Here is a 25,624-nt window from a genome sequence, read left to right as displayed (position 1 = left end):
CTCGGTGAGCTCGCTCTCCGGCTGCTCGGCGAGCTCGCGCTGCTCCTTGCGCAGATCGGCGTTCTCGGTATCGGCCTGCGAGCTCACCGAAACGTATTCGCCCGCCGCCATCGACATGGCGCCGGCCACAAGGCTCGCGACACCCGCGACCAGGATCTCCGACGCATTGGTCGATGCCGCCGCGACGCCCACCATGAGGCTTGCCGTCGAAATGATGCCGTCGTTGGCGCCAAGGACGGCGGCGCGCAGCCAGCCGATGCGCTCGATCAGATGGTTTTCGCGGTGAGGAGGTTTCATGGTGATACCTGCTGGGAGGACCTACGGATTGGCGCGCAACATGGTGCCAGGGGGGAACCGGTCTGCACCAATTTTTAGAACAAATCTAATCAGTCTGGATGACGATGCGATGAGGCGCTTGGCCGCCAGATGACAACTTTGCGGGCGCCCCGATGCGCCTGACTGTGGGATCCTGGGTCGCCGGCTCGCGCGTCGGAGGTGCGAATTTGTCGAGAATCGGAATGCCGACAGGGACCTGCTCATCGAACCGTCCCCAGAAGTGAAGCGGGATTTGTCCTCACAGCACCAATCGAACAGCAGATCGCTCTCGGAAACATAGGCAACGGTGGCATCCACACGTTCCGTATGTTCTGTGGCGTTCAGAATGATGTTGCGGAGGTAGCCGCCATTTATTCCATTCAGCAGTAAATTCACGTCACGCTACCCCCCAGCCGTACCCTCGGCCTTTGGCCGCGGCCTATTTCAAGGCTCGGACCTCAGCAATATGGTCGGAGTGCTTCAAAACCTGAAGTGAATGACGGCGTCGCCCTTCGGGCCGGGCTGTTGGCTGCGCCGAAGCCCCGAGGTCAGGTCCTCTCCCTGGCGGGCGGCCATCCCTGACGCGGTCCGGGCGAATGCCGCCCGAGGAAGGGAAGGCGGGGGTTCATGCTGAGTGCGCTGTGACGGTGGATGGAGGGGCGAAGGCAAATCCGCCGGAGATGGCAGGCAGACGCGCGTCGTCTGATGCAGCATGACGAATTTGGCGCGTACTACGAGGCGCAGCGACTGGCTGCTCGGGCCCGTGCGTGCGGTCAAGCCGGCGAGTTCATCCATTGGGGTAAGGTGGCGGCCGAGGTGGCGAGAATCTCGCCGCACGCGCCGATGGACCTCGCCGTGGTCCAGGCGATCGTGGACGATGAGACGCGATGTGGGGGAGTTTCTCGCAGTCGGGACGATTGATCGGACAGCTGCGCCGCCGCCGCTTCGGCAAAGCACTGAAGCCTTCTGACCTGAGGTGCGGCGCGGGGCCGGGCGTGTACCGGTACGGCCATGTGGTTCGGCGTTCGGAAAAAGGAGTGTGCGAGAGGGCACGGACACCTTCGCGCCGAGTCCGACCCCGCTCTCCTTGGATGGCTTTCCTGGTCCTCCGCCCGGCCTTCCACGATCAACCCACAAAAGGGGTCGGCTATGCAGAGCATGCCGCCGCTGCGGCTTTGCCTGCGCGGTGATCGCGGCCGGTTGAGGACACTGACGGACGCCATCGAGCGGGGATCGGCCTCGCTCCAAGATGGAGCCCTCAGATGTCGCACGATCTTTTCCTCGCCCAGTCCCACGCGTTCCAGCTCGCTCGCACCCTGATGGTCCCGGTCACGCTGTTCGAGGTCGATGGAGAATTCGGCGTCATGCCGAGCGACGAACTCGACGACGCCGACGTGGTCGTCGTCCACGAATACGATCCCCACCGGTTCGGCCCGGCTCATTGAGCCGGGTTCACCGGAGGGCGTGTGCCGCTCGCGAGCGGGCGGCCGCAAGGGAGGCTGCGCCGCGGCTGGCTAAGGCCAGGGTGCTGCGCACCCTGCAGGATTCACCAGTTGCCAGCCGCGCCCTTGCCCCCTTCGCTCTTCGCGGCGCCGGGGGATGGTCCCGCGAGGTGGGGGACGGGAAATCTCAAGCGGGAAAGGTCCGACCCGGAGGCGTGTCGGAAGAGGAAGATGGAAAAGACGGATATCGAGGAGCTGAGGAGCCGTGTGCCCTGTGCAGTCGTCCTCCAAAAAGCGGGGTTCGCGATCGATCTGAAGGAGAGCACGCGCAAGGCCGTCAAGTACCGGCGCGGTGACGACATCATTATCGTCATCCATTACGGCAAGGGCTGGTTCGATGCACGGTCCGAAGCCAAGGGTGACGTGTTCTCGCTTGTCGAGCATCTCGATGGTGTCGGCTTTGTGGAGGTGCTGCAGCGGGTTTCGGACTTGGTTGGCTTCGTGCCAAACGAGCCCGTCTGGACGAGGGAGGCCCGCGAGCACGATCCGGATGTCGGCATTCCCGATCGATGGCGCGCGCGGCGCAAGCCATGGCCCGATTCCATGACCTGGCGCTATCTGCGCGACGAGCGCGGCCTTCCGGAGTCCGTCATCCGCGCCGCAATCCAGGAGGGCCGGCTTCGCGAGGGACCTCGCGGCAGCATGTGGGCAGCCCATGTCGACGAGACCGGCGCGGTTACGGGCTGGGAGGAGCGCGGCCCCGAATGGCGCGGTTTCGCCCGCGGCGGCGGCAAGGTCCTCTTCCGCCTCGGGCCGGTCGGTGCCCGCCGGCTCTGTGTTACCGAGGCTGCGATCGACGCGATGAGCCTCGCCGCGATTGAAAGCCAGCGCTCCGACAGCCTCTATCTCAGCACTGGCGGCGGATGGGCGCCGGCGACCGAAGCCGCCATCCGGCTGCTCGCATCACGCCATGGCGCCCTGCTTGTGGCGGCTACCGACAACAATGCGCAGGGCGAGGTCTATGCCGAACGAATCGCGACGATCGCCGTGGCGACGACCGCCGACTACAGACGGCAAAAGCCCGAGTATGAGGATTGGAACGAAGATCTGCGCGCCAGAAAGAGGAGGGAAGAAGAGGGAAGGAAACCGGCTGCCGCATGCCCACCGGCCGCGTCAAGGGTGAAGCTTCGCCCGCTGCGCGGCCCTTGACCCGCCCGGACTTCGATGCGGCCGCGGGGAGAGGTCCTGAAGGGCTGAAGATGATGGTGATCCAAGAGGATGCGCCGCGCTCCAGCCCGACGAGGCTGAAGGAGCCCCGACATGACTCTCTCCACCCCTACCCGCAAGGTGTTTCAAGGCGTTCCCGACCGGCGCCAGATGTTCCGGATGTTCGACCGTCACGCGCAGCGACCCTTCCGCTGGGACGGCGATGCGAGCGCGCTCTACACCGGCGAATGGTTCGAAACCAGCCCCGTCGACCACGACTATATGTTCGAGATCCTGCCGCCGCTCTGGATGCGCGGCGACATGTTCGCCATGCGCGAATTCCTGACCGGCAGCGTCACCGGCGTCTTCTTCGCGCTGATGATCGATGGTCGGGTCCGTCATTTCCACGGCTATTGCGATCTCGCCGACACGGCTTCGCCAGAGCGGATGCGTGCCGCGATCATCAACCGGGAATCGCGCCCGGTGAAGGCGATGACGCGAACCGAGCGCCTCGAGCACGTCTGGAGCGCGACGCATGACGACTATCGCGGCTATGCCGGGGACCGCTGGCCGGAGGCCGATCGCGGCAAGCGCACCGTGCTGTTTTACGGCGGACGGCAAGGCACCAGCCTGGTCCTGCTCGACGGGCTGACCGACGCGCAGGTCTCCGCCAAGCTGCCGGTGCATCTGCGCTACCTGCCCGATGCGATCGCGGCGTGAGGTGGCGATCATGTTCACCTTCCCCGTGCAGGAAGTCCGCGCCGTCATCGCCCGCGGAAAATCCGACGCCGCGACCAATGGCGGCTACCGCAATCCCCATTACGGTCTCGCCCCGGGCAAAGACGAACGGCTCGGCCTATGGCTCGTCGGCGATGAAGGGGTGTACCTCCTCTCAAACGGCAAGCTCGCCGAGGGGCAACGCGCCCTCGTCTGCTACGCCGAGGAGTGCGATCCGAAGACCAATCCCGACTACTGGCACTACAAGCGCCAGCACTTCGGCGGCGATGACGGGATCGAATTCCTCGACGCCGTCGAGCTCGAGAGGCTGATGGCCGCCGTCCCCGGCGCCACGCACCTGACGATCGTGACCACCGACACCAGCCTGTCGCTCGCCCTGATCCGCCGCTGACCCGGCGGGCGGACCTCGCCCACCCTTCCCGACCGTCGAACGTGTCACACCCTCGCCGGCCTCCGGCGGGGCCGATGGCGCGCGCCTTCATCACAGGAGACATTCCCCATGGCGCAAGATGACCCCTTCACCCTTGATCTCTTCGGCAACACCGCGCTCTCGTCCGACCTCGGCCTCGGCGTCACCGCATTCTCGGCGAGCTTCACCGAGGGACCGGACGACGACGATCCACCACCCACGACGCCGGCGCCGGCCGCGCCGATGGCTTCGGTTGAAAGGCGATCCGTCGCGTGCCCTGCCGAGACGGGTGAGAACTTTCATCTCACCGGGACGCGCCAGCTTGCCCGCTCGTGGAAGGACCGGGCCCGTGACAATCTCGCCGCCATTCGCCTGGCAGCCGAGATCGAAGCGGCACAGCGACCCGCCATCGCCGACGAGCAGGCCGCACTGATCCGGTTTATCGGCTTCGGCGCGTCCGATCTCGCCAATGGCGTGTTTCGCCGGCCGGGTGAGGACCGGTTCCGGAAGGGCTGGGAGGCGCTCGGCGCCGGACTGGAGGGCGCCGTCGACGGCGCGGACTACGCCTCGCTCGCACGCTGCACGCAGTACGCCCACTTCACGCCCGAATATATCGTCCGTGCCATCTGGGCCGGCCTGCTACGTCTCGGCTGGCGCGGTGGGCGGGTGCTGGAGCCCGGCATCGGCACAGGACTCTTCCCCGCGCTGATGCCGGACAACTTGCGATCCGTCTCTCACGTCACCGGCATCGAGATCGATCCTGTCACGGCGCGGATCGCCCGGCTCCTTCAGCCGCGCGCTCGGATCGTCACAGGCGACTTTGCCCGCGTCGACCTGCCGGCGCATTTCGATCTAGCGATCGGCAATCCGCCCTTCTCCGACCGCGCCGTGCGCTCGGATCGCGCTTTCCGGTCGCTCAGGTTGCGGCTGCACGACTACTTCATCGCCAGGTCGATCAACCGGCTGAAGCCGGGAGCGCTCGCGGCCTTTGTCACGTCGCACGGCACGATGGACAAGGCGGGCAGCTCGGCCCGCGAGCACATTGCCACCATGGCCGATCTCATCGGCGCGGTCCGCCTGCCTGAAGGCAGCTTCCGCGCCGATGCCGGAACCGAGGCGCAAGTCGACATTCTGTTCTTCCGCCGGCGCCGGGACGGTCAGCCGGAGGGCGATCTGTCCTGGCTCGACCTTGATGAGGTGCGCCCTGCGACCGAGGACGAGGCCCCAATTCGCGTCAACCGCTGGTTCGCCCGCCGTCCGGACATGGTGCTCGGAACACATGGGCTGACCTCCGGCCCCTTCGGCGAGACCTATACGTGCAGGCCGCGCGAGGGCGAGGATCTCGACGCGGGCCTTGCCGCGGCGCTTACCTTCCTTCCGGAAGGCATCTATGACGGCGAGCCCGAGCCAATCGAGGCCGAGCTCTCCGATGACCCGAGCCCCACCGCCGACCTGCCCGACGCGTCTCGGGCGCGGGAGGGCAGCTATTTCGTCGACAGCCGTCATGGCCTCATGCAGCTCGTCGACGGAACCCCGGTCGCGATCCGCGTGCGCAAGGGCCGCAGCGGCGAGGGCATTCCGGAAAAGCACGTGCGGATCATCCGCAAGCTGATCCCCATCCGCGACGCGGTCCGCGAGGTGCTGAAGGCCCAGGAGTTCGACAGGCCGTGGAGGCCGGCGCAGGTGAAGCTGCGCATCGCCTGGTCGAATTTCGTACGCGACTTCGGTCCCATCAACACCACCGTCGTCTCGACCAGCGAGGATGAGGAGACCGGCGAAGTGCGCGAGACGCACCGCCGCCCGAACATCCAGCCCTTCCTGGACGATCCCGATTGCTGGCTGGTCGCTTCGATCGAGGACTACGACCTCGAGAGCAATACGGCCAAGCCCGGCCCCATCTTCACCGAGCGGGTCATCGCGCCGCCACCGGCGCCGATCATCACGTCGTCGGCCGATGCGCTCGCGGTCGTTCTCAACGAGCGCGGTCATGTCGATCCCGACCACATCGCCGAGCTGCTGCACCGTGATGTCGACGACGTCATCGCCGAACTCGGCAACGCCATCTTCCGCGATCCCGCCGACGGCTCCTGGCAGACCACCGACGCCTATCTCTCGGGTGCCGTCCGCTCGAAGCTCGTCACCGCGCAGGCCGCGGCCGCGCTCGATCCAGCCTATCGGCGCAATGTCACCGCGCTGCAGGATGTCCAGCCGGCCGATCTGCGGCCTTCCGACATCACCGCGCGTCTCGGCGCGCCGTGGATCCCGGCCGCCGATATCGTCGCCTTCGTGCGGGAAACCATGGGCGCGGAGATCAAGATCCATCACATGCCGGAACTGGCATCCTGGACCGTCGAGGCGCGGCAGCTCGGATATATGGCGGCCGGCACGTCGGAGTGGGGCACCGACCGGCGTCATGCCGGTCAGCTCCTCTCGGACGCCCTCAACTCTTCCGTGCCGCAGATCTTCGACATCGTGAAGGATGGCGACAGCGAACGCCGCGTGCTCAATGTCGTCGACACGGAAGCGGCCAAGGAAAAGCTCACCAAGATCAAGACCGCGTTCCAGACATGGATCTGGAGCGACCCCGACCGGACCGACCGGCTGGCGCGGGTCTACAATGACCGCTTCAACAATGTCGCGCCTCGCGCCTTCAACGGCGATCATCTCCAGCTTCCGGGCGCCTCTGGCGCCTTTTCGCTTTATGGGCACCAGAAGCGGGTCATTTGGCGCATCATCTCTTCCGGCAGCACCTACGTCGCCCACGCTGTCGGCGCCGGCAAGACCATGTCGATCGCCGCCGCCATCATGGAGCAGCGCCGGCTCGGGCTGATCGCCAAGGCCATGCTCGTGGTCCCCGGACACTGTCTGGCCCAGGCCGCACGCGAGTTCCTGGCGCTCTATCCAAACGCCCGCATCCTCGTCGCCGACGAGACCAATTTCACCAAGGACAAGCGTCACCGCTTCCTGTCGCGCGCGGCGACGGCGACCTGGGACGCCATCATCATCACCCACAGCGCCTTTCGCTTCATCGGCGTGCCGTCGGCTTTCGAGCAGAAGATGATCCAGGACGAGCTGGAACTCTACGAGGAGCTGCTGACCAAGGTCGAGAGCGACGACCGCGTCTCGCGCAAGCGGCTGGAGCGACTGAAGGAGGGGTTGAAGGAGCGGCTCGAGGCACTCGCGACGCGCAAGGACAACCTGCTGACCATCTCGGAGATCGGCGTCGATCAGATCATCGTCGATGAAGCGCAGGAGTTCCGTAAGCTCAGCTTCGCCACCAACATGTCGACCCTGAAGGGCGTCGATCCGAACGGCTCGCAGCGCGCCTGGGACCTGTTCGTCAAATCCCGCTTCATCGAGACGAAGAACCCGGGCAGGGCGCTTGTGCTGGCTTCCGGCACGCCGATCACCAACACCCTCGGAGAAATGTTCACCGTGCAGCGGCTGCTCGGGCATGCGGCACTGCGCGAACGCGGCCTGCACGAGTTCGACGCCTGGGCCTCGACCTTCGGCGATGCTTCCACCGAGCTCGAGCTGCAGCCTTCGGGCAAATACAAGCCGGTGACGCGCTTCGCGCGGTTCGTGAATGTCCCCGAGCTGATCGCCATGTTCCGCTCGTTTGCCGACGTGGTGATGCCGACGGACCTTCGCGACTATGTGAAGGTTCCGGAGATCTCCGGCGGCAAGCGCCAGATCATCACCGTGCCGCCGAGTGCGGCGTTCAAGGCCTATCAGCGCCTGCTCGACGCCCGCATCACCGCCATCGAGCAGCGGGACCGTCCCCCAGAGCCCGGTGATGACATCTTGCTGTCCGTTATCACCGACGGGCGCCATGCCGCGATCGATCTGCGGCTGGTCGATCCCGACAATGACAATGAGCCCGGAAACAAGCTCAACCAGCTCGTCGCGAACGCCTTCCGCATCTGGCAGGAAACGGCGGAAAACACCTATGTCCGCGGCAACGGGAAGTCCTACGAGCTGCCCGGCGCCGCGCAGATGATCTTCTCGGATCTCGGCACGCTCGGTGTCGAGAAGACCCGCGGCTTCTCGGCCTACCGTTGGATTCGTGACGAACTGGTCCGGTTGGGCGTGCCCGCCGCCGAAATCGCCTTCATCCAGGACTACAAGAAGTCCGACGCGAAGCAGCGATTGTTCGGCGATGTCCGGGCTGGGAAGGTCCGCTTCCTTCTCGGCAGCTCGGACACGATGGGAACCGGCGTCAACGCGCAGCTGCGGCTGAAGGCGCTGCATCACCTCGATGTGCCATGGCTGCCGTCCCAGATCGAGCAACGTGAAGGCAGGATCGCGAGGCAAGGCAATCAGCATGACGTCATCGACATCTTTGCCTACGCGACGCTCGGTTCGCTCGACGCCAGGATGTGGCAGAACAACGAGCGAAAGGCCCGGTTCATTGCCGCGGCGCTCTCCGGCGACACCTCGATCCGCAGGCTTGAGGACATGGGCGAGGGGCAGGCATCGCAGTTCGCCATGGCGAAGGCCATCGCCAGCGGCGACCAGCGCCTGATGCAGAAGGCGGGGCTGGAAGCCGAGATTGCGCGGCTAGACCGCCTGCGCGCCGCCCATGTCGACGACCAGCACGCCATTCGCCGCCAGATCCGCGATGCCGAGCGCGAGATCGAGATTTCGGCCCGGCGCATCGCCGAGATCGGGCAGGACATCGAACGGCTCGCGCCGACCTTGGGCGATGCCTTCGCCATAACCGTGACCGGGAACCGCCATGCCGAGCGCAAGGGGGCCGGCCGCGCTCTGATGAAGGAGATCCTCACCCTCATCCAACTCCAGCAGGAGGGAGAAGTCGTCATCGCCTCGCTCCGCGGTTTCGATCTCGCATTCCATGGCGAGCGGGTCGGACGCGACGGCTTCCACTACGCCATAATGCTGCTGCGGACCGGCGCAGACTACGAGATCGATCTGCCCGTCGCAGTCACGCCGCTCGGCGCCGTCGCCCGGCTCGAGCACGCGCTGTCGGGTTTCGAGGAGGAACAGGAAGGATATGGGCAGCGACTGACCAATGCCCGCCGCCGCCTCGCTTCCTATCAGGTGCGCGAGGGCGGCGCATTCGCCTTCGCCGACGAGCTGGAGACGAAGCGCACGCAGCTCGCCGAGATCGAGGCTGATCTTGCGAACGATACGGAGAGTTCCCGTGATCGGATTGCTGCTTAGAGCGTTTTCGAGCGAAGTCGATACCGGTTCGCGTAAAGAAAACGCGTAAACTCAATAATCGAGAGCATTTCCCCGATTCAGTGAAACGGGGAAATGCTCTAGGACCGCTCTCGCGACAAGCGGTTCTCATCGTCGATCAGAACGAGACGAGATGGGGCACTGTCGCCCCATCTCCAGAGCACGAGGTTCAAATCCTCAGCAGTCGCGCCGGCCGCAAAGCTCCTGACGAGCAGGCCGTTATGGCCGGCGGCAATGAGCCGCCGGGCAAAGGTCTGCGTTCGCGCTTCCCCGCTCGCCTTCATCTGGTCGCGCCATGTGCTGTCGGCGAGTGCCGCAGCGTCCATGCCCTTTGCCTCGAGCGCCTCATCATCCCGGCAATCGAATATGCCATCGATCTCCGCGTCGTAGGAGACGAGCGTGGTCGGCTGGAGGTTGCCGACCTGATTGGCTTCGCGCAGCGCCGTCATCACCGATAATGACGCATAGAGCGCGGCCAGGCCCTTCGGGTTGAACCGTCCACCATAGAGTTCGGCTCCTCGCCCGGACAATGGCTCGCGCGCGTAGACTGGATTCAGCGCTCGATAGAGCTTTCCCCGATACTGCACGTCGTCAGGCGTGCACGCCGGCGTCGACCGCGTCGACATAGTCGAGCACGTCATCCACTCGGCCGTTGCGCACGAGCTGCATGGCTGTCTGGCCGGAGAAGCCGGGCAGGGGCTCCGACCGGTACCAGGCATAGGCCATCAAGGTCGAACCGAAGCGCGGCTCGACCTTGTTGATCACCTCGACCATCTCGCGCAGCCGGCGTTGGGTCTTGTCCGACCGGACGCGATCCTTGCGCTGGACGGCATCCTTGCCCAGCCCCGCCGTGCGGGCGACTTCCTCGCTGGTGGTTCGGAACGCAACCGCGATCTTCCGGGGGGCGAGGAAGCCGTTATCTGCATATTGCGCCAACCCCATGCGAGCCTCCTATTGTCCAAATGACGCCAATTCTGACGGAATATAGCGTCATCATGGCCGGCATTCAAGGCGCGATATGGGGAGGAAAGGAGGGGCATTCAGGAAAGAAAACCGGTTCGCCGATCGGCCGAACCGGCGACGCTGAAGCTCAACCGCGGCCCGCGCGATCCCGGCCACGGCGTCCTGCGCAGGGCTTATAGCCCCGCTTGGCCGGCCGGGCAGGGATGCTCGGCCGCAGTTGCACCGGCCCGCCCGCTCCGCGGGCCGAGGGAGGTCTTCGAGATGAAGACAAAGGAAGGACCCGCGAAAGGCGGCGTCCGAAATCCCCACAAGGAGCATCCCGATGCATCTCATCAAGGTCGATCCGCGCGCGCTGCGGGAGAATCCTGACAAGACCCGGCTGACCAAGTCCACGGCGCAGGCCGATGCCCTGCTGCTGGCGACGATCAAGGCCGTTGGCATTGTCCAGCCGCCGGTCGTCGCGCCGCAAACTGACGGCGGCAATGGCTTCATCATTGATCGTGGCCACCGTCGCGTGCGCCAGGCCATCGCGGCCGGGCTCGATGAGATCGAGGTCCTCGTCGACGAAGCCGCCAACGACAATGGCGCGATGCGCTCGATGGTCGAAAACATCGCCCGTGAGCCGCTGAACCCGGTCGACCAGTGGCGCGCCATCGAGCGCCTCGTCGCGCTCGGCTGGACCGAGGAGGCGATCGGCGTCGCGCTTGCCTTGCCGATCCGCCAGATCAAGAAGCTGCGGCTCCTCGCCAACGTGCTTCCCGCCATGCTCGACCACATGGCGAAGGGCGACATGCCGAACGAGAAGCAGCTGCGCACGATCGCCGCCGCCTCGTTGGAGGAGCAGAAGGAGGTCTGGAAGAAGCACAAGCCGTCCAAGGCCGATCCGCAGGTCGCCTGGTACAACGTCGCGAACGGGCTGGAAAGGACCCGGATGTACGCGAAGGACGCCAGTTTCGACGACGAGCTCGCCAAGGCCTACGGCATCGCCTGGGTCGAGGACCTGTTCGCCTCGGCCGACGAGGACAGCCGCTACACCACGGATGTCGAGGCCTTCCTCGGGGCGCAGCAGGAATGGATGGCGAACCACCTGCCCAAGCGCGGCGTCATCGTCGAGGCCGACACCTGGGGCCGCGCGAAGTTGCCCCCCAAAGCCGAGCAGGTCTACGGCCGGCCCGGCAAGTCGGACCACGCGGCCATGTATCTCGATCGCGAGGGCAAGGTACAGACGGTCCACTACCGTATGCCCGAGCCGAAGAAGGCAAAGGGCAAGGACGAGCCGACCAACGGCGCCGCTGGCGACGACGGCATCGTGGCCTCGAAGCCGCGCCCGGACGTGACCCGTAGGGGCATCGAAATGGTTGGCGACTTCCGGACCGATGCGCTGCACGAGGCGCTCGCCCGCGCGCCGATCGAGGATGACACGCTGCTGGCGCTGCTCGTCCTCGCCTTCGCCGGCCGCAATATCTCTATCGCCTCCGGCGCCTCGGGCGACGTCTATGGCTACGCCCGGATGGACCGCCATGCCGCACGACTGGTCGGAAATGAGGGCAAGCTCGACTTCGACCGCGAGACGCTGCAGCAGGCGGCCCGCGGCGTCCTCATCGATGTGCTGTCGTGCCGGGAGAACCGTACCGACTCCGGCATCGTCGCGCGCGTCGCCGGCGATGCCATCGGCGCCGACGGCTTCCTTCCGAACATGGGCACGGAGGAATTCCTCTCGTGCCTGTCCCGCGCCGCGCTCGAAGGCTCGTGCAGGGACACCCCGGTCCTGCCGCGCCAGAAGGTGAAGGACACCCGCGCCGCTCTCGTCGAGCACTTCAAGGACGAGCGGTTCGTTCATCCGTCGGCGCAGTTCGCGCCCGACGCGATGAAGCTCGCGAGCTGGCTGGTGAAGCACGAGGCGAGCGAGGACGACGATCTCGACGAGGGGTCGGCCGAGCCGGACGCCATTGAGCCGGCCGAGGTGCCCGACGACGAGGCCTACAGCGTCGCGGCCGAATAGCCGGCGCACATCATCGCAACGCGAATTCCATCCCGCCGCCGGCTCTGCCGGCGGCGCTTTCGTTTCCACGCATGCGCAATCACGGAGGACACCATGTCCGCGCACACGATCTACGACAACGCGCCGATCGGCTCCATCGTCGCCTGGTCCGACGGAACGCCGCGCCCGCCCGAGCGCTTTACCAGGAAGCTGTCCGCCTGGCAGACCCACAACAGCAAGGGCCGCCTGATCCAGAAGCAAGGGGAGCGCGGGATCGGCAGCGTCGGCCTGTCCGCCAGCTTCACCCTGCACGAGGCGGACTTCGGCGCCGGAGGCGTCATCGCCATCCGCGTCCACCGGACGTTCTCGCTCGACTCGAAGCTGCATTTCACGATCCTCGAGCGCCCGGCCATGGGCGCGGTGCGAATCTTCGACCGGGCCGGCCCCGCCGCCGAGCTCGTCCATCTTGCTGCGCATCGGCAGGCTGCTGAAGAGTGGCTCTCCCGCCATGGCTATCCGCGCGCCGTGCTCGAGGAGGTGACGGCCGATGAGGTCGGCGCCGATATCGTCGAGGGGAGGGCGGTGGCATGACGATGCTCGTATCTCTGAACGAAGCTGTGGATGCCACCACCGGATTCCCGGAGGTGGCGTTCGGCCGCAGCACTGAGGGTTTTGCCGTCGCCCGCGTCGCCGCCAACGCCTTTGCCATGCTGCCCGCCCGCGACGGGCGTTACTATCTCGCGAGTGGCTGGTGCATTGGCCGTCCCATGGCGCAATGGACGCGGGCGGATTTCTACGGCCATTCCGGCGAGCTCACCAATGAGGCGGCCTTTCGCGCGCAGGTCATGGAAAACGCCGAGCATCAGCGTGAGAAGCGCGCCCTCGGCCGGCGTGAGATCCGCTCGACCGCCAGCACGCCCTGGGGACCCTCGCAGGGAGGGACCCTCTATGCCGAGGATGTCGTCTTCCATTCCACGGCCGGCCATGGAGGCATTCACCTCTCGGCGACGCGCAACCGCATGGTCCATCCCATGCTTCGCGCCGAGGGCGGCTGGTACGAGGAAGATGAAGCCTGGGCGATCGTCGCCATCACTTTCCCCCACCTTTTCACGGGCTTCGAGCGGCGCTGCGCCAAACGGACGATCAAGGACAGCTGGCCGGAGGCATGGGAGAAGATCTTCGGGACCGTACTTGCCCTTGGAGAATCCCGCGAGAAGGATCGCCGGGCCTTCGAGCAACAGCACGCCGGCGACTGGATCGTGATCTCGGCGATCACCTCGAACCACGAGAAAGGTGTGGTCGAAGTCGTCGCCACGATGGGGCCCCGACGTGGTCCTGGCACCGAGGAGCGCCGATTCCTCGTTCCGGCGGATGAATACCGCGTCGGTCGCTTCGGCTTCGTCATCGATGAGGATCGCCACCCGATCTATTCCGGCCCGTCCAACTTCGTTGGCTGGAACGGATAGGAGGCGGCGATGCCCTGGAAGATCATCGCCTCCGCCTTCGGATGGAAGGCCGCCCACGACGACGATGAGGATCTCCTCGTCGTCTGGCACCCCAAGCTGCGCCGGCACTATTCCGGCGCCGACGCCTGGAAGCAGGCCGTCCTGCTATCGATCCGGTCACCATCGGCGCACCCAGTACTCCGCCGGGAGGGCCGGCCATGACGACGTACCTGGTCGCCGTTCATCTGCTGGTCGAGGCGGGGCCGGAACCACGCGCCGCCATCGACGCGGCTCTCCATGACATCCTCAGGGATGCCATGCGGCAGAATGCCGGCGGGCACTCCCCGCTGGTCGACTGGGCGGTCGCCGGCGAGGATCTCGCTTCCTCGATCATTCCGGTCACGTTGTCCGCCTCCTATGCACCGGACACCAGCCCGTTTCCGACATGGCCGGCGGCATGTTCGCGGCGGCGTGGCCGAGGGAGTTCGTCATGACACCCCCGGGCGGACCGGCGCGGGCCGCGAGGATACGAGCCGCCGCCGCCCGCAGACATCTTGCCCGGATCGAGCGACAGATCGAGCACCGTGCCGAACGGAGGACCATCACCGCAAAGGCGAAAGCCCGAGCATCGAGGCGGCATCGGGCCGGGTGGACGCCGGCGGATGAGCGGCTCTTCCGCGAGCATGTCGACCACCTCACCTTCGAGCGCCGCGGCGAGATCAAGGCGCTCTCGTGAAAACCCGCCGGCAGGGCCGTCCGGTTGCAGCATTGAGCGTGCAAGCGGATCGAGCTTGAGCTAACCTTCAGCAGCCTCAGGAACTCCATCATGGATGAGACGACGCGCGCCGCGTTCGAGCGGCTCCTTAGCATCGCCCGCAGCGACACCGGGCAGTCGCGCCGTGTCGCCGACTTCATCCTCGCCTGGTGGAACGCCATGGATCTCGGCGGCTTCGACATCGCGGCCCTCTTCGCCGTCGACGAGGCCATCGCCCGTGACATGGCGACGGTCTTTGCCTATGTCGCCAGCCGACCTGTGGCGGAGTACCCCGAGGCCTATCGGACCGAGATCGAGGACGTCATCCAGCAGTGGCGACCGGACGTGTGGGCGAAGGCAACCGAAGCGGTGTGACGCCCGACTCCGGGCTGTCTCCAACGGTCCGTCGGCTTGCAGCGGATTCTCGCCTGTCTCGCATTCGCCCTTTGTCGACCGTCTCGACGATCACCGTGTAGCACTCCCCAAGATTGCTGCCGTGAACCGCCGCGGCTTTCGGGGATGTGGAGCGCTGCGCGCAGGCACGCCGGTCGATCTCTTTACCTGCACTTTGTCGTGGCCGAACGGGAGAGGCGGACCGTGGCGGCGGGTCATGGCGGCCTTCCGGTGCCGGTTTCGATGTCTGCGAACAGGTCCCTTGCCGGTCATCCCCTCGGGTTTTGCAGCGGTCGTAAACCGGCGGCCGGCCGCTTCAAGGCCGCGTTCCGCGCCGCGTGGCGGCCGGACCCGTCAGGCTCGGCAAAGCGGACCCGCGTCCCGCGCGAGGGCTGAAAGCCCTGCTTGTCCGCAGGCCCGCTTCGCTCGCCTCGCCGTCTCCGGACCCTGAAGCGCCCGCCTTTCGCCGGTTTCTCGCGACCGCACCCGAAGGGAAGACCGGCAAGGGCCGGTCCGATCCCGACGGTGAAACCGAAGGAAAGGAATTTCACATGACCAAGACCGCTCGCGCTCCCCGCCAGTCCGCCCGCGTCGTCCCGCTCCGCAAGGGCACCACTCTCGAAATGGTCCGGCTGGCGTGTCCGGACGCCCACCAGACCATCCTCATTTCCGAAAGCTTCGGACTTCCGGTTCTCGACAGCGACGGCATCCGGGAGCTCCACCAGCGGCTGATCGTCGAGACGGCCGAGAGCCTGGGCGAGGGTCTCAGCGAACGGGCGATGCAGATCCATCTCCAGCGCATCGTCGGCGCCTATGTCGGATCGGCCCACGGAGCCGGCCAGTTCTATTCCCGCGCGGTCACCGAAGCCCGCGACGCCACCGCCAAGCTCGCCAACGACATCCGTGACGAGGATATCGACGGCCCGGTCGGGTTCTCGAGCTCTGCCCAGCGCAAGCGCGAATTCGCGGCCGACATGGGGCTTCAGGCCCATGCGCTCCGCATGGCGGCGGAGGGTGCCGTCGCGGCCTACGAGCAGGTCGTCGGCGAGCGCTGGAAGCCCTTCGAGCGGCCGGTCGAGAATGCCGGCCAGAGCGTCGACCGCAAGGCGGCCGAGCTCCAGATGGCGGCTCTCGGCTGAGCCGCCCGGGCGGAGCTGAGGCTCCGCCCTTCTCAATTTTCGCCCGGAAACAGGCCGGTCCCTCGCGGGGCTGGCCTGTTCGCATGTTCCCTCGAAACCTTCCTCGATCGCCAAAGGAGGAAAGTGGGACCGGGAGGCGGTCCCGCCGAGCGTGCCCCGTCCCGGATGGAGGTCCTGCCGGGGCCGGCGGACAGCGCAACGGCTTTGCCGTCCTCCACGTCGTTGCGGCCCGTCGCGCTTCACCCTGCGGGCGAGCACCTCCGGGTGCGCGGTGCCGCCTGTTCCCCGGCTTTCGGACCCCGTGACGGGCCGCGATCGGCGCGGCCTCCACGACGGAGGTTCAGCAAAATGAGCAGGAAAGAAGAAAAGGAGCGTGGCGACATCTATGCGCGGATCACCGAGCGGATCGTCGCTGATCTTGAGAAGGGCGTGCGGCCGTGGGTCCGGCCATGGAGTGCGGCCCATGCGACCAGCCGTATCACCAGGCCGCTGCGCCACAACGGCGAGCCGTACACCGGCATGAATGTGCTGCTGCTGTGGTCGGAGGGCATGGCGCGGGGTTTCGTCTCGTCGACCTGGATGACCTTCAAGCAGGCGGTGGAGCTGGGCGGCCATGTTCGCAAGGGTGAATCGGGCTCGATCGTCATCTACGCCAGCCGGTTCACGAAGACCGAAACGGACGCGCACGGCGGAGAGGTGGAGCGAGACATTCCGTTCCTGAAGACCTACAGCGTCTTCAATGTCGAGCAGATCGAGGGCCTGCCGGACCACTTCCATCGCCCTCCGGGGCCCGTCCTCGATCCGATCGAGCGGATCGAGCATGCCGATCGATTCTTCGCCAATACCGGCGCCGTGATCCGGCACGGCGGCACGGCGGCATTCTATTCGCCGTCGACCGACCACATCCAGATGCCGCCGTTCGAGACGTTTCGCGATGCGGCTTCCTACGTGGCCGTTCTGAGCCATGAATCGGTGCACTGGACGGCGGATCCCCGCCGCGTCGGCCGCGATCTCAGCCGCTACGCGAAGGATCGCAGCGAGAGGGCGCGCGAAGAGCTGGTGGCGGAAATCGGCTCGGCGCTCCTCTGCGCCGATCTCGGCATCGTCCCGGAGCTGGAGCCCAGACCCGACCACGCTGCCTATCTGGGAAGCTGGCTTAGCGTCCTTTCCAACGACAAGCGGGCGATCTTCGCGGCCGCCGCCCATGCGCAGCGTGCCGTCGCCTATCTGCACGGCCTGCAGCCACAGGCCGAGACGGTGAAGGCGGCGTGATGTTCCGCGCACCAACCGTCGAAGGGGATGGCTATGCGCCATCCCCCATCCGGCTCCGCGTGCTCAGCCTCGGGGCCGGTGTCCAATCCACGACCCTGGCGCTGATGTCCGCACCGGCCTGCGCGGGATTCGCGGGGAGGTCTATCTCCATCGCTCCGCCGTTCCGCTCGACGAGGCCGATCTGTCGATCGAAGCCGATCACGGCCAGCTCGATCTTTGGCCCAACGAATGTGAGGGCATGTGTGGTGTCTGACGCTGGCGCGGCCGTCCGGGGTGAAAGGTTGAAGGCCCGCCTTGTGGTCGCCCTCGATGGGGCTCGCCGCCCGGCGGCGCCGGATCGCTGGTCCTGCTGCCCCCCACCTTCGAGCTGTGACGACGGTCGCTCGAGGAGTCGGACGTTGTGCTTGATAGGGACGCCGCGCGACCTCCTGGCGCGAACTTCCCGGACCCTATCCTGCCATATCGGTTGCGAGAGGAAGCACGGATGTCGGGTTGGCCTCGTGGGGAGGTTTATCGCGCTGGCGCGAGGGGCCTTGTCGTCGGCGAGGGCGTGAGCGGGCGCGGGCCGTCGCCGGAGCTGAACGGCCAAGGCAAACGCGTGCCTTCATTCCGGTTGTCTTCGCGACGGGCACACCCACCTGCGTCCTCGATGTAGCTGGTCTGACCGAAGGCCGATCTCGCTTCGCTCGTCTCGCTCTTATCCCCGCAACGGCCGGGAGCGGCTTTCTTCCCCTGCCGGGACCACCCCATTGCGCAAGCGCAACGGGGACCCCGGATCGCCGCCATTCCTCGCGCGACAAGAAAGCCGCTCCCTGCCGCCCTCCACTGCGTTCCAGCCCAACGAGCCACCCCATTGCGCGAGCGCAACGGGGACCCCGGGGGTGCGGGTCGATCGCCTCCGGTCTGTCGACCGCCATCGAGGTCGCGGTGGGCGCGGCCCGAGAAAACCAAGGGAATGAGACAATGGCGACCATCGGCACCTTCACCAGCACCGACAACGGCTTAGGTTGCGTGCACGGAAGTGTCCTTTAGCGGGGCGCTTGTGATTTTGGCACGCAGACGTCCGGGTCAAGTGTTCCCGCAGCGTAGCGAGGACAACACTTGACGCGGCGGCGACGCCACAAGCTTTTCCATGGGGTGCAGGACAAGTCCTGCACCCCTGCCACGTGGCGAACGGGAGAGCGCGAGGGGAACCCCTCGCATCTATGAGAAGACTCGCGCCGTAGGCGCTCCGCTTATCTTTTCTTCAGGTGCTGTCATTTGTCAGTTTCATCGACGGTGTAAGCACTTGGACGATGTCGATGTCCTTTTGCGCCTCCGGGTGCCTTGCCTCCGGAGAGCAGGATGGTTTCGATCGTGCGGGCGGTCGCCGGTGTTGACGGGATTCCGAACGGATTTCCCATTTTGCTCGACGCACGGATGTCGATCGTCGAGCCGGCCTTCAGCTATCTGCTCGAGCTTTCCACAATCCCCGGCCGCTCTCATGCGACGGAGACGCTGCGGACCTACAGCGAGCATCTTCATGACTGGTTCGACACGCTGGAACAGAGCGAACTGGATTGGCGTCTCGCCAATGAGGGGACGATCGCAGCTTACCGCAACAGGATGCTGTCGGCGCCAAGCCCGCATACGCGCCGTCCCTATGCCCGTTCGACGGTCAACGATCGCGTCCGGACGGTCTGCCGCTTCTATTCATGGGCGCATCGGCGCAGGCTGATCGACGCGCTGCCGTTCGACTATATCGACGTGTCGCTGCGATCGGCGCGCCGACAGGGCATGCTGGCGCATCTGGATCATCGTCCGCCTGTTGTGATGGCGAACGTCCTGACGATCTCGGAAGCCGAACGGCTGCCGCGTCCGCTTCGCGTCGATCAACTCCAATGCCTGTTCCAGCATCTCGATCCGCCCTATGGCCTGATCGCTGAGTGGGCATTGGCGACCGGCATGCGCCGCAAGGAGCTTTGCGGCTTGCAGCTTTATCAGGTGCCGGAGGTCGCCCATCTCGATGTCGATCAGGCTCCGCTCGTCAGCATTCCGCTGACCATCACCAAGGGCGACCGGCCGCGATCGGTCTATCCGCCCTTGCGATTGATCGATCGCACCCACTGGTATGTCGGAGAGGAACGCGCTGCCCTCGTGAAGCGCCTGCGCAGGGCTCAACCCGGTTATCGGGTGCCGGCGGCACTTTTCCTCAACAGCAAGGGCAAGCCTGTTTCCCGAGCGAGACTCTCTGCGGCGTTCGGCACAGCGTTCGGCGCGGCAGGGCTTATCGGGTCGGGGCATTGGCTGCGCCACACCTTCGCGATGACGATGCTCGTGCGCCTGCAGAAGCAGGCGACGACAGCGCCCGACCTCAACCCGCTGAAGATCGTGCAGGTCCTGCTCGGCCACGCGTCGATCCAGTCGACGGCCATCTACCTGCGCTGCGTGGAGCTCCACGCTGACACACTCGCCGAGAGCCTCGCCTATCTTTACGGCGAGTTGGTGCCCCATGACCGGCCGTAGACGGAGCTCGATTGACCGCCGGCTTCCGGTTGCCGCGATGGGGCTGGAGACCTCGGTATCCGCGTTGAGCACCGACACGATCGTTTTCGTCGATGCGTGGGGCAAGCCCGACCAGCGGTTCGATCCCGGTCAGTTATCCGGCCTGCCTGCCGATCTGCGCCGGCTTCTGGTTGACGCCTTCCGTGAGTACGGCGCCGGCCAGCAGCCGGCCACGCGTCGAACGACCTGGGGAGCTGCCCGTCGCTTTGCCCGCTTCGTCGCCGACGACGGCATGATCGAGACAGCCAGCGATCTCGATACCGCGGCCCTCGGCCGCTACGTGCTCTGGCTCAAGAAGGAAGGCGCATCACGAGCACCACGCGGCGCGCATGCCGTCGCCTTCGATGTCCTTCGGCCCTTGCTCATATGGTGCCAGCGCAATCGGCCGGGCGGTCTCGCGCGCGACCTGGAGATTCCCTGGAACCCGTTTCCCGGCCGGAGGACACACCAGCAGCCGCGCCGGCGGCTTCCCGCCGATCAGATCAAGGCGATCCTACGCGCCTGCTACGAGGAGATCGACGAGGCTTGGGGGCGGTTTCAACATGGGCAGAAGGTCATGCAGCGTCCCGAGCTTCCGCCGAAGACGCTGCGCGGCCAAGGGCTCGACCGATGGATATGGCGGATCAGCCGGATCGAAGGCGGCCTCATGCCAGACACTGCCGTCCTGGAGGAGCACGGCATCAAGTCCAGCACGTTGGTCAGGTTCTGGGGCGGTTCGCGCACCATGTCCCAATATTTCCACATCACCACCGACACGCTGGTGCCGTTCTTTCTGGCGATCGCCATCCAGACCGCCGCCAATCCGGAGCCGCTGCGCCATATCCGCCGCGACTGCCTCGTTCCCCACCCGCTCGACGAACATCGCGTCATCGTCGACTGGAACAAGGCCAAGACCGGAGCCCGGCTCCAGAAGGCGCAGCGCCGGTCCTTCGATCGGCGTCGGCGATACGCCGCTCCGAACCTGATCGAGATGATGCTGGCCTTGACCGAACCGATCGTTGCGACGGCGCCACCCAGCGAGCAGGATCGGCTCTTCCTGACGCGCAGCATTCATAAGGAACCCGTCCGTCGCTCGCTCCGCAGCCGCACCGAAGTCATCGAACACTCGGTTCTCCGGCGAGCCATCCTCAGATTCATAGAGCGCGCCAACCGCCGCATCGAAGAGTGGAACGCCGCCCATCCTGACAAGCCGCGTGAGCCGATCGCCGGCTTTGCTCCGGCGCTGTTTCGCGGAACCGTGGCGACCGAGCATTACCGCGCGTCCGGCGGCGATGTTCTCGCAGCGCAATCGATCCTGAACCATGCCAGCGCCGCCACGACCGAGACCTATCTCAAGAGCGAGGAGACCACGCGCCTCCAGCGCCAGACGATAGCCCGCCTGCAAGAGCTGATGATCGCCTGGGTGCGCGGGCCTGACGGGAGCGAGCCGGCGCCGGTCTCCGGCGAGGCCCGCGCCACCGTTCTCTTCGGCCACGATTGCCTTGCCCCTGTCGTTCCTGGTCGGGATGGCACTGAGCGCCTGTGCCCGCGCTTCGGCGGATGCCTCGCGTGCCCCGGCTTGGTCATCCCGGTCGATCGGGAGCATCTCGCGCGCATTCTTGCTGCCATCGATCGGTTCGAGCAGGCCCGCAACCGGCTCGATCCACGGCGCTGGAACCTCCTCTACGCACCATCATGGCGTATTCTCACCCAGGACATCCTCCCGGATTTCCCCTCGGATATGGATATGCATGAGGCCGCACGCACACTCGCTGCCAGCATGCCGGCCCTGCCGGAGCTGGAGTGATCATGCCAGCGCAAGCGCAGAACCTCTCCCGTTTTGACCGCCCGCAACGCGTATCGTCACGGTCGCTTTGGGCAGACCCTCAATGGCATTTCGACAGCACGCGGCCCGACCTGCGAACCCATCAACTCTTGATCGATTGGGCTTTCGAACTGCCTGACGGCAGCCGTTTCACCGATCCACCGTGGGGCCGGTGGCTGGAGGACGCACGCACCTTCATATGGTCGCTTCGCATCGATCCGCCGCCAGGGCGTCGACAGGCGCGGGCAAGGTCGCTCGTCACGACCGCGCTCAGGCTTCGCGCCCTGATCCGATGGATGGCCGAGCAGGCGATGCGCAGCTTCGCCCAACTGGACCGCGATACAGCCGAACGGTTCATGCAGCACGTGGCAGGACGACGAACTCTCGCAGGAGCTCCGATCAGGCCGGGCACCAGGCACGACTACGCCAACCTTCTTCTTGCCCTCTATCAGCAACGGTCCAGGCTCGCTTTTGCGCCTCCCGAGCATCCCTTCGGTGATGAGCGCGCCAGCCGGTTCTCCGGTTTCAGTCGTCATACGGTCCAGCGCTTGCCCTTCACGCCGGATGCCATCGCCGTTCCACTCGTCTCGGCTGCGATCCGGTTGATCGGGCAGCCAGCCGACGACGTCATTGCGCTGCGCGACCAGGCCGTGCCGTTTCGCATGGACGATCAGGGCCGTTCCTTCTTCACTCACCGGCAGGCCGTCCGCGCGCTCGTGTCGTCGTTTCGCTTTTCTACCATCGAGGGTGAGCACGCCCCCTGGCATGCACCGCTGACCCGGACCAAGGATCTTCGCCTGCTGATCAACCGGATCCAGGAGGCTTGCTTCATCACCATCGCCTATCTGGTCGGCGCACGGGTCTCAGAGATCCTGACGCTGGAGGCGAACTGCATCGAGGAACATCCATCCGCGGATGGCAGCGAAGCCTTCGCCTACCTCCGCGGTCGGATATTCAAGACCGCCATCAGCGAGGCCGGAACACCGCATCTGTGGCCGGCCCCGCCGCCTGTCCTGCGCGCCATCGAGATTCTGCATCGCCTATCGGAGCCCTTTCGCGCCGACGCGGGCCGACCCGAGCTTTGGCTCTCTCTTTCCGGCAGCGGCATCGTCGATCGCCGAGCTCCCGAGGTCATGACAGCCAATTCGCTCATCGTCCGTCTGAACAAACGGTTCGCTCCCTTCATCGATCTGCCTCACAATGACGATGGCTCACCCTGGCATCTCACCACACATCAGGGCCGCAAGACCTTCGCCCGCTTCGTCGGCAAGCGAGACCGCACCGGCCTTCATGCTCTCCAGCATCATTTCGGGCACGTGACCCGCATCATGACCGACAGCGCCTATGTCGGCACGGATTTCGATCTCGGCGAGCTCGTGGACGCTCAAACCCTCGAAGAGACCCGCTCCGCTCTCGAGGAACTGCTCACCGCCTCGCGTCTCGGCGGCAAGGCTGGACGACTGCTGTCGTCGCGATCGCGCTTCCGGGGTCGTACCCGCGACGGCGAACTTGCCGCCTATGTCGATTTCCTGATCGAGGACAGCGGCATGCGGCTGGGCGTCTGCGATTGGGGCTATTGCGTCTATCGCGCCGAGACCGCCGCCTGCATGGGTGACGAACGCGGCCCGAACCCGCTCTGGCGCACCGAGAGCGCCTGCGTGAGCTGCGCGAACTTCGCCGTCACCGAGCGCCACCGGCCCGTCTGGCAAGCCCGCCTCGAGCGCAATCTCGCGCTGATCGCCGACCAACGGATCGACGGAGCGAGCCGTGCACTCGCCAACACACGCATCGCCGAGTGCGATCGCATTCTGTCCGATCTTTCCGCAATAGAGGGTCCCCATGGCCAAGCCGCCAGCCGCAAACCCGCATGATCGGCGCATGGAGGCGACGGCCGAGAAGCTCCGCCTCGCTCTCGAGCGCCTGGTCGGAGGGGCCGGGCAGCGCTCCAGTGCATCGATCGCGCGCCTGACCGTCGCCGCACTGGCACGCGAGGCCGGCCTCAGTCGCAATGCCATTTACGCCAATCACCGCGATATCCTCGACGATCTCACCCGAGCCCGCCAGCGGCAGCGCGTGCCCGACCGGATCGCCACCATGGAAGACAAGATTACCGAGCAGCGCGGTGCGATCGACGACATGCAGCAGCGGATCCGACAGCTCGCGACCGAGAATGCCGGGCTCATGCGGCGAGCCATCGAGGCGGAACGTCGCGCCGACAGGGCCGAGCGCCGCAGCGCTCAGTTGACGAAGGAGGTCGACGCCGTCCGCCGCCCGACAGTGCTGCGATCGTCAGATGGCGACACGGCGCGACGCTGATGCCGTGACACTCCCCGCCCATGCCATGCGGCCCATCGCCATGCGCCGGTAAGCTGATGCCGCAGGTGCAAAGTAGCGAGACTCGTCTTCCTTCTTGTCGCAGTGAACGGCCTGGGCGTGATGCACGGTTGCGCCTGATCTCGGCATGTCGTCATCGTCCGGATATCGGCGTCATGAGCCAGGACCTCTCCTTCGAAGCTGAATGGGGTGCGTCCACTGCGGCCTTTCTTGCTGGCGTATCTCACACCGCGTCCGGCTGCTGCGCAGCCCGACCTCGATCCCGCAACAGCGCGATGCCGATCTTCTTCCCCGCCGTGCTCGGCTGACGCCTGCGCGCGGCTTCCTCGCGAGGCAAGAAGCCCGGCTCTGCGCCGCCTTCCACTGCGTTCCAGCCCTTCGGGTGCGGGTCGGTCGCCCGGTGTTCTCCGATCGCCATCAAGGCCGCGGTGGTCGCGACCTGATACAGCAAAGGAGAAGTTCCATGGCTCAGATCGGCACGTTCACCCGCAACGAAGACGGTTCGTTTGCCGGAGTTATCAAGACGCTCAACCTCAACATCAAGGCCCGCCTGGTTGTGGCCGAGAAGGAAAGCGACAAGTCGCCCGACCTTCGCGCCCTCGCGGGCACCATCGAGATCGGCGCCGGCTGGAAGAAGACCGCCAAGGAAACCGGCCGGGAATATCACTCCGTCAAGCTCGACGACCCGAGCTTCCCCGCTCCGATCTACGCCACCCTGGTCGAGAGCGAGGATGGGTTCGCCCTCTTCTGGTCGCGCTGAGGCGGCCGACCCTCGGGCGCGGCGCTCCACCTCGGGGCGCCGCGAGCCGGCAAAAGGACACCTTGAAAGTGTCATCCAGCGAATGATGAAGCCAGATCAACGGCTTCTGCTCAAAATGACAGTTGACGGCTGACCTAAAACGGCTTCGTTGGCTCCATCCGGACGCTCTCCCTCAATGTCAAGGCCAAGCTGGTCCGCGTCGAGAATCCGTCCGACAAGGGCCCCCACTTCCGCATCTTCGCCGGCGCGAATGTCGAGCTCGGCGCGGCCTGGCAGAAGACTGCCCGGGACACGGACCGCGACTACCTCTCCGTCAAGCTCGACGACCCTTCGTTCCCGGCCCCGATCTACGCCACCCTGATCGAGGTGGAAGGCGAGGAAGGCCTCCAGCTGATCTGGTCCCGGCCGAACCGGGACTGAGCCTCCGACCAGAGGGCCCCGCCTTGCGGCGGGGCCTTCAGCCTTTTTGGTAGCGAACGGCCGCAGCCAGGAGGACACACACATGACCATCACCACAAATCTCACAGGCGCAAAGGTCCACCGTAGTGACGACATCGCGGTCTGGCCTGACGGAACATGGGCCGAGATCGGCGATGTTTGGAGCGGCGAATACACCTCCATGTCGGATGACTACGAAGTGGTTCCGATCAAGGATCACGCTCGCCTGGATGCCCTCGGCATCGCCGACGAGGTGCTCCAGCCGGCTCCCACGGTGTCGCAGCCGGAAGCAGGCATCGAACCTGCTTCCGGCTTGTCGGGTGCACAACCGGGAGCGGGGATGGCTGCTCAGATCGTCCCAGGATGCCATGGCGGCCCGAAGGCCTCAAGGACGAGCGGTTCCCCCAAAATGCTGGCGCATTTCGGCTCCCCCACTCGCCGGCTCCGGCGGTCGCTTCGCGCTCCTTGATCCCTCCGGCCCGCCA

The 25,624-nt window shown here is 65.9% G+C and carries 24 protein-coding genes and 1 pseudogene; 21 read left to right on the top strand and 4 right to left on the bottom strand.

The genetic code is table 11. The annotated features are described in order from the left end of the window. Nucleotides 1-297: VIT1/CCC1 transporter family protein (locus V5F48_RS22545; protein ID WP_394260394.1), on the bottom strand; the 297-nt coding region annotated here is incomplete at its 3' end. 1,280 nt (nt 298-1,577) lie between these two features. Between V5F48_RS22545 and V5F48_RS22540 the strand changes: the two genes are divergently transcribed. The 5 genes from V5F48_RS22540 to V5F48_RS22520 all read left to right on the top strand — a co-directional run bounded on the left by V5F48_RS22540 (nt 1,578) and on the right by V5F48_RS22520 (nt 9,294). Further along, entirely contained in the window at nt 1,578-1,760 is a 183-nt protein-coding gene (locus V5F48_RS22540) for a hypothetical protein (RefSeq protein WP_394025755.1), read from the top strand. A gap of 228 nt (nt 1,761-1,988) precedes the next feature. Beyond that, nucleotides 1,989-2,966 (top strand): DUF3991 and toprim domain-containing protein, encoded by a 978-nt coding sequence (locus V5F48_RS22535; protein WP_394260393.1) that lies wholly within the window; start codon nt 1,989-1,991, stop codon nt 2,964-2,966. Nucleotides 2,967-3,077: 111 nt separating this feature from the next. Continuing rightward, a complete protein-coding gene (locus tag V5F48_RS22530; RefSeq protein WP_394260392.1) occupies nt 3,078-3,683 on the top strand; it encodes a DUF1419 domain-containing protein in 606 nt (201 codons plus the stop codon). Between the two features lie 10 nt (nt 3,684-3,693). Then, a complete protein-coding gene (locus V5F48_RS22525; protein WP_394103093.1) occupies nt 3,694-4,092 on the top strand; it encodes a DUF3085 domain-containing protein in 399 nt (132 codons plus the stop codon). Nucleotides 4,093-4,200: 108 nt separating this feature from the next. Further along, the gene (locus V5F48_RS22520) at nt 4,201-9,294 is read left to right on the top strand and encodes a helicase-related protein (protein WP_394260391.1); all 5,094 of its coding nucleotides are present in this window, start codon (nt 4,201-4,203) and stop codon (nt 9,292-9,294) included. A gap of 98 nt (nt 9,295-9,392) precedes the next feature. Here the strand turns inward: V5F48_RS22520 and V5F48_RS22515 are convergent, their stop codons facing one another. Together V5F48_RS22515 and V5F48_RS22510 are read right to left on the bottom strand one after the other, a co-directional pair. Next, nucleotides 9,393-9,899: an RES family NAD+ phosphorylase gene (locus V5F48_RS22515; RefSeq protein ID WP_011993078.1), complete on the bottom strand. Its 507-nt coding sequence runs from the start codon at nt 9,897-9,899 to the stop codon at nt 9,393-9,395. Between the two features lie 4 nt (nt 9,900-9,903). Then, nucleotides 9,904-10,254, bottom strand: coding sequence for an antitoxin Xre/MbcA/ParS toxin-binding domain-containing protein (locus V5F48_RS22510; protein WP_282639842.1), 351 nt, complete (start codon nt 10,252-10,254; stop codon nt 9,904-9,906). A 343-nt stretch (nt 10,255-10,597) separates the two neighbouring features. On the opposite strand from V5F48_RS22510, the gene V5F48_RS22505 reads away from it, so the two are divergent. From V5F48_RS22505 to V5F48_RS22445, 13 genes are all read left to right on the top strand, one after another. Further along, nucleotides 10,598-12,277: a ParB N-terminal domain-containing protein gene (locus V5F48_RS22505; protein ID WP_394260390.1), complete on the top strand. Its 1,680-nt coding sequence runs from the start codon at nt 10,598-10,600 to the stop codon at nt 12,275-12,277. 93 nt (nt 12,278-12,370) lie between these two features. Next, on the top strand, nt 12,371-12,847 hold the full coding sequence (locus tag V5F48_RS22500) for a hypothetical protein (protein ID WP_394260389.1): 477 nt from the start codon (nt 12,371-12,373) through the stop codon (nt 12,845-12,847). Then, complete coding sequence (locus tag V5F48_RS22495) at nt 12,844-13,722, top strand: DUF7007 domain-containing protein (RefSeq protein ID WP_394260388.1); 879 nt, start codon at nt 12,844-12,846, stop codon at nt 13,720-13,722. The genes V5F48_RS22500 and V5F48_RS22495 overlap by 4 nt, the downstream gene beginning before the upstream one ends. Nucleotides 13,723-13,731: 9 nt before the next feature. Beyond that, the gene (locus V5F48_RS22490) at nt 13,732-13,923 is read left to right on the top strand and encodes a hypothetical protein (RefSeq protein WP_394260387.1); all 192 of its coding nucleotides are present in this window, start codon (nt 13,732-13,734) and stop codon (nt 13,921-13,923) included. Continuing rightward, complete coding sequence (locus tag V5F48_RS22485; protein ID WP_394260386.1) at nt 13,920-14,195, top strand: hypothetical protein; 276 nt, start codon at nt 13,920-13,922, stop codon at nt 14,193-14,195. The genes V5F48_RS22490 and V5F48_RS22485 overlap by 4 nt, the downstream gene beginning before the upstream one ends. After that, nucleotides 14,192-14,437: a hypothetical protein gene (locus V5F48_RS22480; RefSeq protein WP_394260385.1), complete on the top strand. Its 246-nt coding sequence runs from the start codon at nt 14,192-14,194 to the stop codon at nt 14,435-14,437. Before V5F48_RS22485 ends, V5F48_RS22480 begins: the two co-directional genes overlap by 4 nt. A gap of 90 nt (nt 14,438-14,527) precedes the next feature. Then, nucleotides 14,528-14,830: a DUF7673 family protein gene (locus tag V5F48_RS22475; protein ID WP_394260384.1), complete on the top strand. Its 303-nt coding sequence runs from the start codon at nt 14,528-14,530 to the stop codon at nt 14,828-14,830. A 569-nt stretch (nt 14,831-15,399) separates the two neighbouring features. Beyond that, nucleotides 15,400-15,987, top strand: coding sequence for a hypothetical protein (locus V5F48_RS22470; RefSeq protein WP_394103098.1), 588 nt, complete (start codon nt 15,400-15,402; stop codon nt 15,985-15,987). A gap of 348 nt (nt 15,988-16,335) precedes the next feature. Continuing rightward, nucleotides 16,336-17,259, top strand: a complete 924-nt coding sequence (locus V5F48_RS22465; protein ID WP_348848463.1) for an ArdC family protein — start codon at nt 16,336-16,338, stop codon at nt 17,257-17,259. 1,344 nt (nt 17,260-18,603) lie between these two features. After that, entirely contained in the window at nt 18,604-19,764 is a 1,161-nt protein-coding gene (locus tag V5F48_RS22460; RefSeq protein ID WP_324506094.1) for a tyrosine-type recombinase/integrase, read from the top strand. 37 nt (nt 19,765-19,801) lie between these two features. Next, nucleotides 19,802-21,589: a site-specific integrase gene (locus tag V5F48_RS22455; protein WP_298314463.1), complete on the top strand. Its 1,788-nt coding sequence runs from the start codon at nt 19,802-19,804 to the stop codon at nt 21,587-21,589. Nucleotides 21,590-21,591: 2 nt separating this feature from the next. Then, nucleotides 21,592-23,478: a site-specific integrase gene (locus V5F48_RS22450; RefSeq protein WP_298314467.1), complete on the top strand. Its 1,887-nt coding sequence runs from the start codon at nt 21,592-21,594 to the stop codon at nt 23,476-23,478. Next, nucleotides 23,447-23,923, top strand: a complete 477-nt coding sequence (locus V5F48_RS22445) for a hypothetical protein (RefSeq protein ID WP_244451123.1) — start codon at nt 23,447-23,449, stop codon at nt 23,921-23,923. Before V5F48_RS22450 ends, V5F48_RS22445 begins: the two co-directional genes overlap by 32 nt. A 241-nt stretch (nt 23,924-24,164) precedes the next feature. On the opposite strand, the gene V5F48_RS22440 is transcribed toward V5F48_RS22445, so the two are convergent. Then, a complete protein-coding gene (locus V5F48_RS22440; RefSeq protein WP_298314460.1) occupies nt 24,165-24,392 on the bottom strand; it encodes a hypothetical protein in 228 nt (75 codons plus the stop codon). Nucleotides 24,393-24,404: 12 nt separating this feature from the next. Between V5F48_RS22440 and V5F48_RS22435 the strand changes: the two genes are divergently transcribed. The 3 genes and pseudogenes from V5F48_RS22435 to V5F48_RS22425 all read left to right on the top strand — a co-directional run bounded on the left by V5F48_RS22435 (nt 24,405) and on the right by V5F48_RS22425 (nt 25,608). After that, nucleotides 24,405-24,701 (top strand): DUF736 domain-containing protein, encoded by a 297-nt coding sequence (locus tag V5F48_RS22435; RefSeq protein WP_298314458.1) that lies wholly within the window; start codon nt 24,405-24,407, stop codon nt 24,699-24,701. Between the two features lie 138 nt (nt 24,702-24,839). Continuing rightward, a pseudogene (locus V5F48_RS22430) lies at nt 24,840-25,121 on the top strand (DUF736 domain-containing protein); the annotation flags it as partial. A gap of 82 nt (nt 25,122-25,203) precedes the next feature. After that, nucleotides 25,204-25,608, top strand: a complete 405-nt coding sequence (locus tag V5F48_RS22425) for a hypothetical protein (RefSeq protein WP_394260383.1) — start codon at nt 25,204-25,206, stop codon at nt 25,606-25,608. The last annotated feature ends 16 nt before the right edge of the window (nt 25,609-25,624 follow it).

The organism is Xanthobacter autotrophicus ATCC 700552, from assembly GCF_043194565.1.
GTDB classification, from domain to species: Bacteria; Pseudomonadota; Alphaproteobacteria; order Rhizobiales; family Xanthobacteraceae; genus Xanthobacter; species Xanthobacter autotrophicus_F.
This window is presented reverse-complemented; position numbering and strand designations above follow the sequence as displayed.

Excerpts from the sequence above, each read along its gene's own strand:
- V5F48_RS22540 (WP_394025755.1), top strand. The coding sequence starts at position 1,578 with ATGTCGCACGATCTTTTCCTCGCCCAGTCCCACGCGTTCCAGCTCGCT.
- V5F48_RS22535 (WP_394260393.1), top strand. The coding sequence starts at position 1,989 with ATGGAAAAGACGGATATCGAGGAGCTGAGGAGCCGTGTGCCCTGTGCA.
- V5F48_RS22530 (WP_394260392.1), top strand. The coding sequence starts at position 3,078 with ATGACTCTCTCCACCCCTACCCGCAAGGTGTTTCAAGGCGTTCCCGAC.
- V5F48_RS22525 (WP_394103093.1), top strand. The coding sequence starts at position 3,694 with ATGTTCACCTTCCCCGTGCAGGAAGTCCGCGCCGTCATCGCCCGCGGA.
- V5F48_RS22520 (WP_394260391.1), top strand. The coding sequence starts at position 4,201 with ATGGCGCAAGATGACCCCTTCACCCTTGATCTCTTCGGCAACACCGCG.
- V5F48_RS22510 (WP_282639842.1), bottom strand. The coding sequence starts at position 10,254 with ATGGGGTTGGCGCAATATGCAGATAACGGCTTCCTCGCCCCCCGGAAG.
- V5F48_RS22505 (WP_394260390.1), top strand. The coding sequence starts at position 10,598 with ATGCATCTCATCAAGGTCGATCCGCGCGCGCTGCGGGAGAATCCTGAC.
- V5F48_RS22500 (WP_394260389.1), top strand. The coding sequence starts at position 12,371 with ATGTCCGCGCACACGATCTACGACAACGCGCCGATCGGCTCCATCGTC.
- V5F48_RS22495 (WP_394260388.1), top strand. The coding sequence starts at position 12,844 with ATGACGATGCTCGTATCTCTGAACGAAGCTGTGGATGCCACCACCGGA.
- V5F48_RS22490 (WP_394260387.1), top strand. The coding sequence starts at position 13,732 with ATGCCCTGGAAGATCATCGCCTCCGCCTTCGGATGGAAGGCCGCCCAC.
- V5F48_RS22485 (WP_394260386.1), top strand. The coding sequence starts at position 13,920 with ATGACGACGTACCTGGTCGCCGTTCATCTGCTGGTCGAGGCGGGGCCG.
- V5F48_RS22480 (WP_394260385.1), top strand. The coding sequence starts at position 14,192 with ATGACACCCCCGGGCGGACCGGCGCGGGCCGCGAGGATACGAGCCGCC.
- V5F48_RS22475 (WP_394260384.1), top strand. The coding sequence starts at position 14,528 with ATGGATGAGACGACGCGCGCCGCGTTCGAGCGGCTCCTTAGCATCGCC.
- V5F48_RS22470 (WP_394103098.1), top strand. The coding sequence starts at position 15,400 with ATGACCAAGACCGCTCGCGCTCCCCGCCAGTCCGCCCGCGTCGTCCCG.
- V5F48_RS22465 (WP_348848463.1), top strand. The coding sequence starts at position 16,336 with ATGAGCAGGAAAGAAGAAAAGGAGCGTGGCGACATCTATGCGCGGATC.
- V5F48_RS22460 (WP_324506094.1), top strand. The coding sequence starts at position 18,604 with ATGGTTTCGATCGTGCGGGCGGTCGCCGGTGTTGACGGGATTCCGAAC.
- V5F48_RS22455 (WP_298314463.1), top strand. The coding sequence starts at position 19,802 with ATGGGGCTGGAGACCTCGGTATCCGCGTTGAGCACCGACACGATCGTT.
- V5F48_RS22450 (WP_298314467.1), top strand. The coding sequence starts at position 21,592 with ATGCCAGCGCAAGCGCAGAACCTCTCCCGTTTTGACCGCCCGCAACGC.
- V5F48_RS22445 (WP_244451123.1), top strand. The coding sequence starts at position 23,447 with ATGGCCAAGCCGCCAGCCGCAAACCCGCATGATCGGCGCATGGAGGCG.
- V5F48_RS22435 (WP_298314458.1), top strand. The coding sequence starts at position 24,405 with ATGGCTCAGATCGGCACGTTCACCCGCAACGAAGACGGTTCGTTTGCC.
- V5F48_RS22425 (WP_394260383.1), top strand. The coding sequence starts at position 25,204 with ATGACCATCACCACAAATCTCACAGGCGCAAAGGTCCACCGTAGTGAC.